The 14,673-nt window shown below is 70.6% G+C and carries 13 protein-coding genes; 6 read left to right on the top strand and 7 right to left on the bottom strand.

Annotated elements, in window-relative coordinates; translation table 11 throughout:
• Window positions 1-157 precede the first annotated feature (157 nt).
• Window positions 158-1,093: an NAD-dependent epimerase/dehydratase family protein gene (locus tag KO717_RS26685; protein WP_301371738.1), complete on the bottom strand. Its 936-nt coding sequence runs from the start codon at window positions 1,091-1,093 to the stop codon at window positions 158-160.
• Between the two features lie 136 nt (window positions 1,094-1,229).
• Between KO717_RS26685 and KO717_RS26680 the strand changes: the two genes are divergently transcribed.
• Window positions 1,230-2,192 carry a GlxA family transcriptional regulator gene (locus tag KO717_RS26680; RefSeq protein WP_301371737.1) on the top strand — a complete coding sequence of 321 codons (963 nt, stop codon included), beginning with the start codon at window positions 1,230-1,232 and terminating at the stop codon, window positions 2,190-2,192.
• A 75-nt stretch (window positions 2,193-2,267) separates the two neighbouring features.
• Here the strand turns inward: KO717_RS26680 and KO717_RS26675 are convergent, their stop codons facing one another.
• The 3 genes from KO717_RS26675 to KO717_RS26665 are packed head-to-tail and all read right to left on the bottom strand — an operon-like array spanning window position 2,268 to window position 4,608.
• Window positions 2,268-3,302: an ABC transporter permease subunit gene (locus KO717_RS26675; RefSeq protein WP_301371736.1), complete on the bottom strand. Its 1,035-nt coding sequence runs from the start codon at window positions 3,300-3,302 to the stop codon at window positions 2,268-2,270.
• A complete protein-coding gene (locus KO717_RS26670) occupies window positions 3,299-4,192 on the bottom strand; it encodes an ABC transporter ATP-binding protein (protein ID WP_301371735.1) in 894 nt (297 codons plus the stop codon). The genes KO717_RS26675 and KO717_RS26670 overlap by 4 nt, the downstream gene beginning before the upstream one ends.
• Complete coding sequence (locus KO717_RS26665) at window positions 4,189-4,608, bottom strand: GntR family transcriptional regulator (protein WP_301371734.1); 420 nt, start codon at window positions 4,606-4,608, stop codon at window positions 4,189-4,191. The genes KO717_RS26670 and KO717_RS26665 overlap by 4 nt, the downstream gene beginning before the upstream one ends.
• A gap of 186 nt (window positions 4,609-4,794) precedes the next feature.
• On the opposite strand from KO717_RS26665, the gene KO717_RS26660 reads away from it, so the two are divergent.
• From KO717_RS26660 to KO717_RS26650, 3 genes are read left to right on the top strand one after another with little or no spacing between them, the layout of a single operon-like run.
• Window positions 4,795-5,124, top strand: coding sequence for a PadR family transcriptional regulator (locus KO717_RS26660; RefSeq protein WP_301371733.1), 330 nt, complete (start codon window positions 4,795-4,797; stop codon window positions 5,122-5,124).
• A gap of 2 nt (window positions 5,125-5,126) precedes the next feature.
• Entirely contained in the window at window positions 5,127-5,525 is a 399-nt protein-coding gene (locus KO717_RS26655) for a DUF1048 domain-containing protein (RefSeq protein ID WP_301371732.1), read from the top strand.
• Window positions 5,522-6,316: an alpha/beta fold hydrolase gene (locus KO717_RS26650; protein WP_301371731.1), complete on the top strand. Its 795-nt coding sequence runs from the start codon at window positions 5,522-5,524 to the stop codon at window positions 6,314-6,316. The genes KO717_RS26655 and KO717_RS26650 overlap by 4 nt, the downstream gene beginning before the upstream one ends.
• A 129-nt stretch (window positions 6,317-6,445) precedes the next feature.
• Here the strand turns inward: KO717_RS26650 and KO717_RS26645 are convergent, their stop codons facing one another.
• Complete coding sequence (locus KO717_RS26645; RefSeq protein ID WP_301371730.1) at window positions 6,446-6,871, bottom strand: MarR family winged helix-turn-helix transcriptional regulator; 426 nt, start codon at window positions 6,869-6,871, stop codon at window positions 6,446-6,448.
• Window positions 6,872-6,950: 79 nt separating this feature from the next.
• Between KO717_RS26645 and KO717_RS26640 the strand changes: the two genes are divergently transcribed.
• Together KO717_RS26640 and KO717_RS26635 are read left to right on the top strand one after the other, a co-directional pair.
• Window positions 6,951-7,595 carry an MBL fold metallo-hydrolase gene (locus tag KO717_RS26640; RefSeq protein WP_301371729.1) on the top strand — a complete coding sequence of 215 codons (645 nt, stop codon included), beginning with the start codon at window positions 6,951-6,953 and terminating at the stop codon, window positions 7,593-7,595.
• A 124-nt stretch (window positions 7,596-7,719) separates the two neighbouring features.
• Window positions 7,720-8,151, top strand: coding sequence for a hypothetical protein (locus KO717_RS26635; protein ID WP_301371728.1), 432 nt, complete (start codon window positions 7,720-7,722; stop codon window positions 8,149-8,151).
• Window positions 8,152-8,282: 131 nt separating this feature from the next.
• Here the strand turns inward: KO717_RS26635 and KO717_RS26630 are convergent, their stop codons facing one another.
• Together KO717_RS26630 and gltB are read right to left on the bottom strand one after the other, a co-directional pair.
• Window positions 8,283-9,743, bottom strand: coding sequence for a glutamate synthase subunit beta (locus KO717_RS26630; protein WP_301371727.1), 1,461 nt, complete (start codon window positions 9,741-9,743; stop codon window positions 8,283-8,285).
• On the bottom strand, window positions 9,736-14,301 hold the full coding sequence (gene gltB / locus KO717_RS26625; protein ID WP_301374773.1) for a glutamate synthase large subunit: 4,566 nt from the start codon (window positions 14,299-14,301) through the stop codon (window positions 9,736-9,738). The genes KO717_RS26630 and gltB overlap by 8 nt, the downstream gene beginning before the upstream one ends.
• Window positions 14,302-14,673: the final 372 nt, after the last annotated feature.

Raw genomic sequence — 14,673 nt, 5'->3', positions numbered from 1 at the left:
GCCCTGTCGGTCGCGGGGATCCGTTCCTTCCCTCCGTAGGCCCGGCGCCCGGTGGGAGCGTCCCCCGCCCGCCCCCACCGGGTCACCCGCACGAGCGAATCGGGCTCGGCCCCGTCGGCCGGTGCGCCGCCGGCCCGGGAAGCCGCGCCCGCCGGTCTCACCGCCCCGTCCGCACCGACGGCCCGGTGGAGATCAACTCCTTCAGCACGTGGTCCAGTCCGGTGGCCCGTACGCCGAGCAGGCGCTCGGTGTCGGAGGCGTCGAGGCGCAGGTCGCCGTCGTACTGGTAGGCCATCTCCGGCATCTCGGCCATCACCGGGTCCGCCGCGGCCGCCGCGTCGAGCTCCGCCCGTGTCGTGGTCCTGAGCCTCGGGCTCGGCGCGCCTGCGGCCTCGGCCAGCCGCCCCATCAGCTCCCTCGGGGACAGTTCGGAGGTGGAGGGCACGTGCCAGGCGCGGCCCCAGACGTCGTCCCGCCCGCCGACCGCGATCAGGGTCCGCGCGACGTCGCCCGTATAGGACCAGGCGTGCGGTGCGTCGAGGCCGACCGGCAGCACGGCCTCCTCGCCGGCCAGTACGGCGGGCACGGCCAGGAGGGGGAAGAGTCCGAGGACGTCCGCCCCGAGGAAGTCGCCGGCGCGCACCTCGGCGACCCGGACCCGCCCGGCCCGGTGCGCGGCCAGTGCCTCCTCCCACATGGCGGCGCGGACCCGTCCCTTGTCCGAGTTGGGCCTCATGGGCAGGTCGGGCGTGAGGGGGCCTTCGACGGGCCCGTACCCGTACACGTTGCCCAGCATCACGTAGTCGGTGCCGGTCCTCCCGGCGGCGGAGAGCAGTGAGGCGGCGAGGGGCGGGAAGGCGGTCCGCCAGTCCTGGTAGGCGGGCGCGGCCGCGTTGTAGAGGGTCCGGGCGCCCTGCAGCAGCTCGGCGAGCCGGCCGGTGTCGGTGATGTCGGCGGCGACCCGCTCGACGAGCGGAAGATCGGGGCCGCCGCCGCTGCGGGTGATGACGCGGACCCGCTCACCGGATGCGGCGAGCAGACGTGCGGTGGCGGTGCCGATCGCACCGGCGCCCGTGATGACGTGCAGAGCCATGGCTGTACTCCTGTACTCCTGTACTCCTGTACCCATGTGCTGGTACGGCGAGTTGCTGTCGTTGACAGGTCAACCCTCGCCCCGGGCACGGCCGTACAGTAGTGGCTGGAATGCCAGCAATCCGGAGATTCGAGCCATGACGTTCACTCCCCCGCACCGCGTAGTGGTCATCGCGTGCCCGCCGGTCACCACCTTCGACCTGTCGATCCCCGGTGTCGTGTTCGGCGCGACGACCGTCGGTGAGCGGCCTGCGTACGAGGTGACGGTCTGCACGCTCGTGCCCGGCGTGGTGCAGGCGCGGTACGGCACGGACGTCGTGGTGCCGCACGGCCTGGAGGCGGTGGAGCGGGCCGACACGGTGATGGTCACGGGGACGGCCGACCGGGAGGGCCCCGAACCCGAGGTACTGGACGCCCTGCGGGCCGCCGCCGCTCGGGGCGCTCGCATCGCCTCCATCTGCACGGGTGCGTTCGTGCTCGCGCAGGCGGGGCTCCTGGAAGGCCGCCGCGCCACGACCTTCTGGACGGCGTCCGCGGAGTTCGGGCGGCTCTTCCCCGAGGTCGAGCTCGTGCCCGCCGTGCTGTTCGTCGAGGACGGCAGGGTGCTGACGTCGGCGGGCATGTCGGCCGGGATCGACCTGTGCCTGCACCTGGTGCGCCGCGACTACGGCGCCGCCGTCGCGAACACCACGGCCCGTCTGGTCGTGGCGGCCCCCGTACGGCCGGGCGGCCAGGCCCAGTTCATCGAGACCCCGCTCCCGCCCGAGCGCGGCGCCTCCCTGGCGGCCACCCGCGCCTGGGCGCTGGCCCGCCTGCACGAGCCGACGACCCTGGCCGAGCTGGCCCGGCACGCGGGCACGAGCACCCGCACCCTGACCCGCCGCTTCCGCGCGGAAACGGGCCTCAGCCCCCTGCAGTGGATGCTGCACCAGCGCCTGGACCGCGCCTGCGAGATCCTGGAGACCACCACCCTCCCGATGGACCAGGTGGCCGCCCGCAGCGGGCTCGGCACGGCGGACTCCCTCCGCGCCCATCTGACCCGCCACACGGGCCTGACCCCGAGCACCTACCGCGCCACGGCGCGGGCCCGGCGGCCGTAGAGTCGGGGGGAGCGGCCGAAGCCAGTTGCGTTGGCTTCGGCCGCCCGTCATCCCCTCATTCCCTCATCGTCCCGGTCAGGCCGCCCGACGGCGCAGCCACCAGGAGCAGAAGCCGGCCAGCAGTCCGGAGAGCGCGAGGAAGATCCCGGTCTCGATCCACTGGAAGGTCCAGTAGCGGTCGGCGGGCTGGTAGTCGACCTCGATGTGGTGCTTCGAGGCGGCGAAGCACTCGAAGGGGTCCGTCCTGGGTTCCGCGCAGCCCTCGGTGCCGCGGACCTCCCGGCCTGAGGCGTCGAGCACCGTACCGAGATCGGACACGACCCAGACGCCCGGCCTGAGGACCCCGATCCGCAGGTGGGCGTCGTCCCCGGAGCCCTTCAGCTGGATGTGGTTCCCGTTCCAGCCGTCCTTCATCGCACCGGACTCCTCGCCGCCTCCGACCGGCGCCATCACGAGGGAGCTGAGCGCGACGTCGGCGTGCTCGGGCGTCACGAAGTGCGGGCGGATCGCGTAGGGCACGAGGATCTGGACCGCGAGGAACGCGACGAGGGTCGCGGCCATCGCGGGCACGGTGCGCCGGATCAGCAGCCCGGCTGCCGCGCCGAGGGCGAAGGCGAACGCCGCGTAGCCGAGGGGGACGATCCCGCGGCCGCTGAACATGAGGGCGGTGAACCGGTCCAGGTTGACCCGGTCGATGGGGCTCGCCCACCAGGTCACGAGGAGGCTGAGCACCCCGGTGACGGCGACGGCGATCAGGCCGACGGCGCCGAGCTTGACCAGGAGCCAGCGGCCCCGGGTGATGCTCTGGTTCCAGATGAGCCGGTGGGTGCCGGTCTCCAGTTCACGGGCGATCAGCGGGGCGCCCCAGAAGATCCCGATGATGCCGGGTGCGGCGAGCAGCAGGCTCGTGACGTAGTAGGTCAGGGTCTGGTACTCGACGACCAGGGCGTTCTTCGCCGATTCGCAGTCGCTGCCGCATCCGGCGACGGTGCTGTCGTAGACCTCGCGCATCCGGAGGCCGGTGACGACGAGGAATATCGCGATCGCGGCCAGGACGGCGAGCGCGGCGAGGGTCTGGACGCGGTACTGGCGCCAGGTCAGCCAGATCATCGCTGGTTCTCCCGGGTGGGTCGGGGGCCGGTCCCGGCCGTGGCCTGACTCATGTAGGTGAGGACGAGGTCCTCCAGGTCGAGCGGCTCCATGACCCAGGAGGGGTCCTGGAGCGCCCTGTCGGAGCGCACGATGAAGGTGCTCTGCCGCTCGGTGTGGGTCTCCTGGATGACCTGCATGTCCCGGGGCAGGGTGGCCGCCTCGCGGCGGGCGGTGGTGAGCCGGAAGTGGGTGGCGAGCAGGTCGTCGACGTCGCCCGCGACCTGGACCCGGGAGGCGACCAGCGAGATCAGGTGGTCGCAGACCCGTTCCAGGTCGGACACCAGGTGCGAGGAGAGCACGACGGTGGTTCCGTGTTCGGCCACGACCTCCATCAGGCTCTGCAGGAACTCCCGCCGGGCCAGCGGGTCCAGGGCGGCGACGGGCTCGTCGAGGATCAGCAGCTCGGGCCGTTTGGCGACGGCGAGCGTCAGGGCCACCTGGGCGCGCTGGCCGCCGGAGAGCTTGCCCGCCTTCTGGGCGGGGTCCAGGCCGAGCTGCCGGATCCGGTCTCCCGCCAGCTGCGCGTCCCAGCCCGGGTTGAGCCGGGCGCCCAGCTTCAGGTGGTCGGCGATGGACAGCCCGGCGTAGGTGGGCGTGTCCTGAGCGACGAACCCGACCTTGGCGAGCTGCCCGGGCCCGGAGGCGGGCCGGCCGCCGAGCACCTCGATGGTGCCGGAGGTCGGGCCGATCAGCCCGCAGGCCAGCTGCAACAGGGTGGACTTCCCGGCCCCGTTGGGCCCGACCAGGCCGACGACCCGCCCGGACGGCACGCTCAGGGTGCAGTCGCTCAGCGCCTCTTTGCGGCCGTACCGCTTGCCCAGCGCGCGGGCTTCCAATATTGCGGTCATTTCTCCTCTTCGGTGTGCGTGCGCGTGTCCGGGTCCGTGCCGGTGCGGGCGCGGAAGGTACTCAGGAACAGGGCCTCGATGCTTTCTTCGCCCAGACCGGCGGCCCGCGCCTTGTCGAGCCACAGCTGCAACTCCCGCCGCAGTGGCTCGTGTTCGGAGAGCGAGTCGTCGCTGAGCGTTCCGGAGACGAAGGTGCCGACCCCGGGCTTCTTCGCGACCAGGCCCTCGTATTCGAGCTCCCGGTAGGCCTTGAGCACGGTGTTCGGGTTGATCGCCACGCCGGCCGCGACGTCCTTGACGGTCGGCAGCCGGTCGCCCTCGGACAGCAGCCCCAACCGCAGGGCCTGACGCACCTGATGGACGAGCTGCATGTACGGGGCGACGCCGGACCGGGCATCGAGGTGAAACTCGATCACTGTCCTCCTCTATTCATCTAGCTTCCTAGCACTATAGGACTCTAAGTATGTGGTGACTGTCAACCGCCTTCCGAGGGAGCGGAGTTGTCCGCCTCCCGAGCTATTCGGTATTGCTAGGTAGTGGTAGTCAGCGTTACGGTGTACCAGTACTCAGCAACACCGAATAGCTCAAGGGGGAGGTGTTCCATGCCCAAGCTGCTGACGGAAATGCTCAAGGGCACGCTGGAGGGCATCGTCCTCGCGACCCTGTCCGGCCGGCCCGCGTACGGCTACGAGATCACGGCATGGCTGCGGGAGCAGGGGTTCTCCGACATCGCCGAAGGGACCGTCTACGCGCTGCTCATCAGGGTCGAGAAGCGCGGTCTCGTCGACGTGGAGAAGGTCCCCTCCGAGAAGGGGCCGCCGCGCAAGGTGTACTCCCTCAACACCGAGGGACGGGAGTACCTCGAAGAGTTCTGGAGGACCTGGAGCTTCCTCACGGAACGACTGGACCGGCTCCGCGAAGGGGGCGAGTGACCATGTCCGATGGTGAGAAGAGCGGTTTCATCGCGAAGGTGATCGGACCGAAGAAGCGCTGGAGGGCGTACAAGGCGCGCGTCAAGGAGCTCCCCGAGAGCCGGCGCACGGCGGTCGAGGCGATCGAGCGGTACCTGATGCACTTCGTGCCGGCCGACGGCGACAGCAACGCGTCGATGTTCGAAGACCTCGCCGACCTCTTCGAGCAGGCTGCGGCGGACGGCACGCCGATACGCGAGATCGTCGGGGAGGACCCGGTGGAGTTCGCCGACGCGTTCGCCCAGAACTACTCGGAGGGCGGCTACGTCCCCGCCCGCGCGAAGAAGCAGCTGACCGAAGCCCTCGCCCGCGCCGAGGAGGCCGAGAACACGGCCGGGGACACGAGCGGGGGCACGGCATGACGGCGTTATGGACCGGCATGGTGCCGGTCGACGACACGGCCCTGGCCGCCACCGACACCGGCGGCCCCGGCACGCCCGTGGTCTACCTCAACGGCCACTTCGCCACCCAGGGGTACTGGCGACGGGTCATCGCCGACCTCGGACCCGGGTGGCGCCACCTCACCTACGACGAGCGGGCCCGCGGCAGGAAGTCGAAGCGCTCGGCCGACTACTCCTTCGAGGCGGCCGTCCGGGACGTCGACGCCGTACTCGCGGCCAGGGACGTGGACCGGGCGCTGGTGGTGGGTTGGTCCTACGGGGCGTTCGTCGGAGCCCACTGGGCGAGCCGCAATCCGGACCGCGCCCTCGGTGCGGTCCTGGTGGACGGCGCTCAGCCGTACGACTGGCTCACCGAGGAGATGGAGCAGGGGATCCGCAGGTTCTTCAAGCGGATGGGCCCACTGCTGCCACTGCTTCGCCCGACGGGCCTGGCGCCGCGGATGACCGCCGCAGAGATGGCCGACAGCAACATCGAGGTCGGCCGGCTCGCCCGCGAGCGCGAACTGGGCCCCGTACTGGACGACATCACCGTCCCGGTGCGGTACGTCCTGGCTTCGGGAACGTCCTTCGGGAGCAAGGGAGACGAGCAGGAACGGATCCGCGCCGGCCTCGACCCGGTGTTCCGGCGCAATCCGAACATCCGGCTCAGCGCGAAAGTCCCCAGCAACCACGGCGCGATCCTGAGGAAGGACGCCCGGGCCGTCGCCACAGCCGTACGCGAAACCGCCGCCCTCGCCCCCGACCGGCCCTGAACCCCGGGCGCCCGTCACCCCCGGCCGGGGACCGACGGGCGCCGAGCCGGAACGCACCGCAGCAGCCCGTCTCGCCGTAGTGGCGCAGTGTCCGGGCAGTGACGCCCGGCCCGAACGGCAGCCCCTGGGCTACTTGCCGTTCAAGTGTGTGGTCAGGCGTGACAGCAGAGGCAGCGCCGCCTCGAGCGTCTTTCGTTCGTTGGAACTGAGGACATCGTCGATCGCGGTGCCGAGCCAGTCCGCACGCCTTCGGCGCTCCTCGGCCAGACGGCCACTTCCCGTCGGCGTGAGGTGGAGCAACAGCTTGCGCCCGTCGCTGGGGTGCGCCTCGGCATGTACGAGGCCCTGAGCCAGGAGTTCTTTGACCGACTTGGCAGCCGACTGGTGACTGACTCCCCGCTGTTGTGCGATGTCGGCGGTGGTCAGCGGGCCGCTGCGGTCCAGGTAGCCCAGGACGGCGGCCTCGCCGGGCGGCATCTTGTCGGCGGTGCGCACAGTGCGTACGAGCCGTCCGATGGTCAGGCGGAGTTCTTCGGCCAGCTGATTCTCGTCCATGACGCCAGCTTAGCCACACTCATCAACCAAACTGTACAGTCTGGTTGTAGATATTCGGCCGGCTCGAAAGGGACCCACTGTGAAGCTCACCAAGCACGCCCATGCCTGCGTCACGCTCGAGAAGGACGGCACCCGCCTGGTCATCGACCCCGGCACCTTCACCCCGGACGCGGCAGAGGCCGTCACCCGGGCTCACGCCGTCCTGATCACCCACGAACACTTCGACCACTTCGACGAAAAGCTCGTCGCCGCCGCTCTCGAAGCCCAGCCCGGGCTGCAGGTCTACGGCACAGCCACGGTCGCAGCCACCCTCGGCAGCCACGATGGCCGCGTCCACGCCGTCGCCGCGGGCGACACCTTCGGCGTCGGTTCCATCACCGCCACCGTCCACGGCCACCGCCACGCGCTGATCCACGCCGACATCCCGTGCCCCGACAACGTCGGCTACCTCCTGGACGACGGAGCCGTCTACCACCCCGGCGACGCCTACTTCGCGCCCGACGCTCCCGTACGCACCCTCCTGCTGCCGACAAGCGGCCCATGGACAAAGCTCGGTGAAGCCGCCGACTACGTCCGCACCGTCAAACCCGAGCGCATCATCCAGATCCACGAACTCATGCTCAGCGACCTCGGCCAGCACTCCACCGCCCATCTCCTCGGCGAGAAGGGCCTGACCGGCACCTCGATCGACCGCCTCGAGCCCGGCACCACCGTCCAGCTGTAAGAGCTCGCTCCCAACGGATGCGGAGCCACGCCACGGCGCCGGCCGGGCGGGGGAAGGCCGCTGTCAGTGCTGCTGGTTAGCGTGATCGGTGTCCGTCGGAACCGAAGACACCATGGGGGACCACATGAAGCAGACACACGGGCGCGGCAAGGCCGCCGCGATCGGCACACTGGCCGCGGCACTCACGCTGACGCTCGCGGCCGGTACGGCCCAGGCCTCGGCGGGGGGCGAGATCGTCGGCTACCCCGGGCCCGACGGGCTGATCTGGATACCCGAGCAGGCCGGCTCCAGCGGCTTCGTCTCGGGCGGCCTCTCGTCCCGGCTGGACACGTTCATCACCTTCGGCTGCGCGGGCGGCGGCACGATAGAGGTGGCCTTCCACCTCGACGACCACCCGGACCGCGACCCGGCCCCCTTCACGGTCGACTGCCCCGAGGGCGACCCGGCGCGCGTCACCGTCCCCCTCGGCACCGGCCTCCAGGGCGGCTTCGGGGCCTGGGTGACGGCCTCGGCCCCGTCCACCCGCTGGGGCGCCACGGTCGTCCAGCCCGAGTAGCCCCGAACACGCCACAGCGCCCGCCACCCCTGGTCGGGGACGTGGCGGGCGCTGTGTCGGGAGTTCCGTACGCCGTTGTACGGACCGTATGAGGGGTCCCCTCCCCCTGCGGGGAGGGGGGTGCTGCTACGTCAGACGGTGAGAGAACGATCCGTCGGCTTGACCGGGTACGGGAGGGCGCTGCTGCCGGTCAGGAAGCGGTCCACGCCGCGGGCGGCCGAGCGGCCTTCCGCGATGGCCCAGACGATCAGCGACTGGCCGCGGCCCGCGTCGCCGGCGACGAAGACGCCGTCGACGTTGGTCGCGTAGGAGGCGTCGCGGTCGATGTTGCCGCGCGGGTCCAGCTCGAGGCCGAACTGCTGGACCAGGCCGTTCTCCTGGTCGGTGCCCGTGAAGCCCATCGCCAGGGTGACCAGCTGCGCGGGGAGGACGCGCTCGGTGCCGGGCTTCTGGACGAGCTTGCCGTCCTCGAAGGCGACCTCGACCAGGTGGAGGGCCTGGACGTTGCCGTCCTCGTCGCCCTCGAAGTGGGTGGTGGAGACGGAGTAGACCCGCTCGCCGCCCTCCTCGTGGGCCGAGGTGACCTTGTAGAGCATCGGGAAGGTCGGCCACGGCTGGTTGGCGTTCCGGTCCTCGCCCGGCTTGGGCATGATCTCCAGCTGCGTGACCGAGGCCGCGCCCTGGCGGTGGGCGGTGCCCACGCAGTCCGCGCCGGTGTCGCCGCCGCCGATGACGACCACGTGCTTGCCCTCGGCCGTGATGGGGGGCGCCATGAAGTCGCCCTCCTGGACCTTGTTGGCGAGCGGCAGGTACTCCATGGCGAAGTGGATGCCGTTCAGCTCGCGGCCCGGGACCGGCAGGTCGCGGGAGACGGTAGCGCCCGCCGCGATGACCACCGCGTCGAACCGCTTGCGCAGGTCGGTGGCGGTGATGTCGCGGCCGACCTCGATGCCGGTGCGGAACTTGGTGCCCTCCGCGCGCATCTGCTCGATGCGGCGGTTGATGTGCACCTTCTCCATCTTGAACTCGGGGATGCCGTAGCGCAGCAGGCCGCCGATGCGGTCCGCGCGCTCGTACACGACCACGGTGTGGCCGGCCCGGGTCAGCTGCTGGGCGGCCGCGAGGCCCGCCGGGCCCGAGCCGATGACGGCGGCCGTCTTGCCGGACAGCCGCTCCGGCGCCTGCGGGGTGACGTCGCCGTTGTCCCACGCCTTGTCGATGATCGAGACTTCGACGTTCTTGATGGTCACGGCGGGCTGGTTGATGCCGAGCACGCACGCCGACTCGCAGGGAGCCGGGCACAGCCGCCCGGTGAACTCCGGGAAGTTGTTCGTCGCGTGCAGGCGCTCCGACGCGGCGGTCCAGTCCTCGCGGTACGAGAAGTCGTTCCACTCCGGGATCAGGTTCCCGAGCGGGCACCCGTTGTGACAGAACGGGATGCCGCAGTCCATGCAGCGGCCGGCCTGCTTGCTGATGATCGGGAGCAGGGAGCCCGGAACGTAGACCTCGTTCCAGTCCTTGAGCCGATCGGCAACGGGACGGGTGCAGGCGGTCTCGCGCGGGGTGGTGAGGAAGCCCTTCGGGTCAGCCATGGGTCGCCGCCTCCATCATCTTCTCCGTGGTCTCGGATTCCGAGAGTCCGGCGAGCTCAGCGGCGTCCTTGGCGGCGAGCACTGCCTTGTACGTGGTGGGGATGATCTTGCTGAAGCGGTCCACCGCGACGGACCAGTCAGCCAGGAGCTTCGCGGCCACGGTCGAGCCGGTCTCCTCCTCGTGGCGGCGCACCACATCGTGCAGCCACTGCTTGTCGGTGTCGGACAGGGCCTCGACGGCGCCCGCGTTGCCGACGTTGACGTTGTGCGGGTCGAGGTCGATGACGTACGCGACGCCGCCCGACATGCCGGCCGCGAAGTTACGGCCCGTCTCGCCCAGGACGACCGCCTGGCCACCGGTCATGTACTCGCAGCCGTGGTCGCCCACGCCCTCCGAGACGACCAGCGCGCCCGAGTTGCGGACGCAGAAACGCTCGCCGGTGCGGCCGCGCAGGAACATCTCGCCGCCGGTGGCTCCGTAGCCGATGGTGTTGCCGGCGATGGTGGAGTACTCGGCGAGGTGGTCGGCACCGCGGTCCGGGCGGACCACGATGCGGCCACCGGAGAGGCCCTTGCCGACGTAGTCGTTGGCGTCGCCCTCCAGGCGGAGGGTGATGCCCTTCGGCACGAACGCGCCGAAGGACTGGCCGGCGCTGCCGGTGAAGGTCAGGTCGATGGTGTTGTCGGGCAGGCCCGCGCCACCGAACTTCTTGGTGACGTGGTGGCCGAGCATGGTGCCGACGGTCCGGTTGATGTTGCGGATCGCGACCTGGGCGCGGACCGGCTGGGCCGCCTCGGCGGTCTCGGCGTTCAGCGCGTCGGCGGCGAGCTCGATCAGCTCGTTGTCGAGGGCCTTCTCCAGACCGTGGTCCTGCTCGATCAGGGCGTGGCGGACCGCGCCCTCGGGCAGCTCCGGCACGTAGAAGAGCGGCTCCAGGTCGAGACCCTGCGCCTTCCAGTGCGTGACGGCCTTGGTGGTGTCGAGGAGCTCGGCGTGGCCGACGGCCTCCTCGATCGTGCGGAAGCCCAGCTCGGCGAGGATCTCGCGCACCTCCTCCGCGATGTACTCGAAGAAGTTGACGACGAACTCGGGCTTGCCGGAGAAGCGGTCGCGCAGGACCGGGTTCTGGGTGGCGATGCCGACCGGGCAGGTGTCCAGGTGGCAGACGCGCATCATGACGCAGCCGGAGACGACGAGCGGCGCGGTCGCGAAACCGAACTCCTCGGCGCCGAGCAGCGCGGCGATGACCACGTCGCGGCCGGTCTTGAGCTGGCCGTCGGTCTGGACGACGATGCGGTCGCGCAGCCCGTTGAGCAGCAGGGTCTGCTGGGTCTCGGCGAGGCCGAGCTCCCAGGGGCCGCCCGCGTGCTTGAGCGAGGTGAGCGGGGAGGCGCCCGTTCCGCCGTCGTGGCCGGAGATGAGGACGACGTCCGCGTGGGCCTTGGAGACACCCGCGGCGACCGTGCCCACGCCGACCTCGGAGACCAGCTTCACGTGGATGCGGGCGACCGGGTTGGCGTTCTTGAGGTCGTGGATCAGCTGAGCCAGGTCCTCGATGGAGTAGATGTCGTGGTGCGGCGGCGGGGAGATCAGGCCGACGCCCGGGGTGGAGTGGCGGGTCTTGGCGACCCACGGGTACACCTTGTGGCCGGGCAGCTGGCCGCCCTCGCCGGGCTTGGCGCCCTGCGCCATCTTGATCTGGATGTCGTCCGCGTTGACCAGGTACTCCGAGGTCACGCCGAAGCGGCCGGAGGCGACCTGCTTGATGGACGAGCGGCGCGCCGGGTCGTACAGGCGGTCCGGGTCCTCGCCGCCCTCACCGGTGTTGGACTTGGCGCCCAGCTGGTTCATGGCGATGGCGAGGGTCTCGTGCGCCTCCTTGGAGATGGAGCCGTACGACATGGCGCCGGTGGAGAAGCGCTTGACGATGTCGGCGACCGACTCGACCTCGTCGATGGAGATGGCTTCGCGGTCCGACTTGAAGCCGAACAGGCCGCGGAGCGTCATCAGGCGCTCGGACTGCTCGTTCACCCGGGCCGTGTACTGCTTGAAGATGTCGTACCGGCGGTTGCGGGTGGCGTGCTGGAGGCGGAAGACCGTCTCCGGGTCGAACAGGTGCGGTTCGCCCTCGCGGCGCCACTGGTACTCGCCGCCGATCTCCAGCGCGCGGTGCGTGGCTGCGATGCCGGAGACGGGGTAGGCCTTGGCGTGGCGCGCGGCCACCTCCTTGGCGATGACGTCCAGGCCGGCGCCGCCGATCTTGGTGGCGGTGCCGTTGAAGTAGGTCTCGACGAACTCGTCGTTGAGGCCGACGGCCTCGAAGACCTGGGCGCCGCGGTAGGAGGCGACGGTGGAGATGCCCATCTTGGACATGACCTTCAGGACGCCCTTGCCGAGCGCGTAGATCAGGTTCTTGATGGCCTGCTCCGGCTCCAGGCCGGACAGGAAGGTACCGGCGCGCAGCAGGTCCTCGACGGACTCCATGGCGAGGTACGGGTTGACCGCGGCGGCGCCGTAGCCGATGAGCAGGGCGACGTGGTGGACCTCGCGGACGTCACCGGCCTCGACCAGCAGGCCCACCTGGGTGCGCTGCTTGGTGGCGATGAGGTGGTGGTGCACGGCGGAGGTGAGCAGCAGCGACGGGATCGGCGCGTGCTCGGCGTCCGAGTGGCGGTCCGAGAGGACGATCAGGCGGGCGCCGTTGGCGATGGCCGCGTCGGCCTCGGCGCGGATCTCCTCGATCCGGGCGGCCAGGGCCTCGCCGCCGCCGGAGACCCGGTAGAGGCCGGAGAGCGTGGCGGCCTTCATGCCGGGCATGTCGCCGTCGGCGTTGATGTGGATGAGCTTGGCCAGCTCGTCGTTGTCGATCACCGGGAAGGGCAGGGTGACGCTGCGGCAGGACGCGGCGGTCGACTCCAGCAGGTTGCCCTGCGGGCCGAGCGAGGACAGCAGCGAGGTGACGAGCTCCTCGCGGATGGCGTCCAGCGGCGGGTTGGTGACCTGCGCGAAGAGCTGGGTGAAGTAGTCGAAGAGCAGCCGGGGGCGCTCGGACAGGGCCGCGATCGGGGAGTCCGTACCCATGGAGCCGAGCGGCTCGCCGGCGGTACGGGCCATCGGCGCGAGGATGACGCGCAGCTCTTCCTCGGTGTAGCCGAAGGTCTGCTGGCGGCGGGTGACCGAGGCGTGGGTGTGCACGATGTGCTCGCGCTCGGGCAGGTCCGAGAGCTCGATCTCGCCGGTCTCCAGCCACTCCGCGTAGGGGGCGGCGGCGGCCAGCTCGTTCTTGATCTCGTCGTCCTCGATGATCCGCTTCTGGGCGGTGTCGACGAGGAACATCTTGCCGGGCTGCAGGCGGCCCTTGCGGACGACCTTGGCCGGGTCGATGTCGAGCACGCCGACCTCGGAGCCGAGGACGACGAGGCCGTCGTCGGTGACCCAGTAGCGGCCGGGGCGCAGACCGTTGCGGTCGAGGACCGCGCCGACCTGGGTGCCGTCGGTGAAGGTGACGCAGGCCGGGCCGTCCCAGGGCTCCATCTGCGTGGAGTGGTACTTGTAGAACGCGCGGCGGGCCGGGTCCATGGAGGTGTGGTTCTCCCACGCCTCCGGGATCATCATCAGCACGCTGTGCGGGAGGGAGCGGCCGCCGAGGTGGAGCAGCTCCAGGACCTCGTCGAAGGAGGCCGAGTCGGAGGCGTCCGGGGTGCAGATCGGGAAGATCCGGTCCAGCACGCCGTCGCCGAAGGCCTCGGAGGCCAGCTGGGACTCGCGGGCCTTCATCCAGTTCCGGTTGCCCTTGACCGTGTTGATCTCGCCGTTGTGCGCGACGAAGCGGTACGGGTGGGCGAGCGGCCACGACGGGAAGGTGTTCGTGGAGAAGCGCGAGTGGACCAGGGCGACGGCCGAGGCGAAGCGGCGGTCGGAGAGGTCCGGGAAGAAGGGCTCCAGCTGGCCGGTGGTCAGCATGCCCTTGTAGACGATGGTGCGGGCGGAGAGCGACGGGAAGTAGACACCGGCCTCGCGCTCGGCGCGCTTGCGCAGCACGAAGGCCTTGCGGTCCAGCTCGATGCCCGTGCTGCCGCCCCCGGACTCCGTCCGGGAGGTGCCCCCTGAGACGAACAGCTGCGAGAAGGCCGGCATGGTGGCGCGGGCGCCGTTGCCGAGCAGGTCCGGGGTGACCGGGACCTCGCGCCAGCCGAGGACCGTGAGGTTCTCCTCGGCGGCGATGGCCTCGATCTGCTCCACGGCGACGGCCTGTGCGGTGCCGTCGGCGGGGAGGAAGGCGATACCGACGGCGTAGCCGCCGGCCGCGGGGAGCTCGAAGCCGGCCACCTCGCGCAGGAACGCGTCGGGGACCTGGCTGAGGATTCCGGCGCCGTCGCCCGAGTCCGGCTCGGAGCCGGTCGCGCCGCGGTGCTCGAGGTTCCGCAATACGGTCAGGGCCTGCTCAACGAGTGTGTGGGTGGCCTCGCCGGTGAGGTTCGCCACGAATCCGACGCCACAGGCGTCCTTCTCGTTGCGCGGGTCGTACATGCCCTGCTGGGCGGGGCGACCGTCCATGGGCGACCAGGCGGTGGTGCTGGAGCCGGTCGCGGAGTGCGTGGATGCGGAACGCATCGGCTCTCCCGTCGTCGTCGTGGCATATGTGCATAGCCGAGGGACGACGTTGGCCCTCTGCGAAATTTCGTGCAGATTACATGATGACGACAATCCCGAGAAGCGGATACGTCATTCCAGCATGCGGACTGCACGAGGCAGAAAGAGGGGACTTTCGCGGCGCTCTACGGAGGTATCGCGCGAGGCGGAGGTCCCGGTGCAGGGCGGGCATCGTTGCCCGGAGCCCTGGTGTGATTCCCGGCGGACACGGATTCGAAACCGCCGGGTAACGGACTACTTATGTTGCGTACTGCATAGTGTCTCACTCCAGCCGCG

The organism is Streptomyces xanthophaeus, from assembly GCF_030440515.1.
GTDB classification, from domain to species: Bacteria; Actinomycetota; Actinomycetes; order Streptomycetales; family Streptomycetaceae; genus Streptomyces; species Streptomyces kutzneri.
Note: the sequence above shows the minus strand (reverse complement) of the source record. Positions and strands in the feature narration are given on the sequence as shown.

Excerpts from the sequence above, each read along its gene's own strand:
- KO717_RS26685 (WP_301371738.1), bottom strand. The coding sequence starts at position 1,093 with ATGGCTCTGCACGTCATCACGGGCGCCGGTGCGATCGGCACCGCCACC.
- KO717_RS26680 (WP_301371737.1), top strand. The coding sequence starts at position 1,230 with ATGACGTTCACTCCCCCGCACCGCGTAGTGGTCATCGCGTGCCCGCCG.
- KO717_RS26675 (WP_301371736.1), bottom strand. The coding sequence starts at position 3,302 with ATGATCTGGCTGACCTGGCGCCAGTACCGCGTCCAGACCCTCGCCGCG.
- KO717_RS26670 (WP_301371735.1), bottom strand. The coding sequence starts at position 4,192 with ATGACCGCAATATTGGAAGCCCGCGCGCTGGGCAAGCGGTACGGCCGC.
- KO717_RS26660 (WP_301371733.1), top strand. The coding sequence starts at position 4,795 with ATGCCCAAGCTGCTGACGGAAATGCTCAAGGGCACGCTGGAGGGCATC.
- KO717_RS26655 (WP_301371732.1), top strand. The coding sequence starts at position 5,127 with ATGTCCGATGGTGAGAAGAGCGGTTTCATCGCGAAGGTGATCGGACCG.
- KO717_RS26650 (WP_301371731.1), top strand. The coding sequence starts at position 5,522 with ATGACGGCGTTATGGACCGGCATGGTGCCGGTCGACGACACGGCCCTG.
- KO717_RS26645 (WP_301371730.1), bottom strand. The coding sequence starts at position 6,871 with ATGGACGAGAATCAGCTGGCCGAAGAACTCCGCCTGACCATCGGACGG.
- KO717_RS26635 (WP_301371728.1), top strand. The coding sequence starts at position 7,720 with ATGAAGCAGACACACGGGCGCGGCAAGGCCGCCGCGATCGGCACACTG.
- KO717_RS26630 (WP_301371727.1), bottom strand. The coding sequence starts at position 9,743 with ATGGCTGACCCGAAGGGCTTCCTCACCACCCCGCGCGAGACCGCCTGC.
- gltB (WP_301374773.1), bottom strand. The coding sequence starts at position 14,301 with ATGGACGGTCGCCCCGCCCAGCAGGGCATGTACGACCCGCGCAACGAG.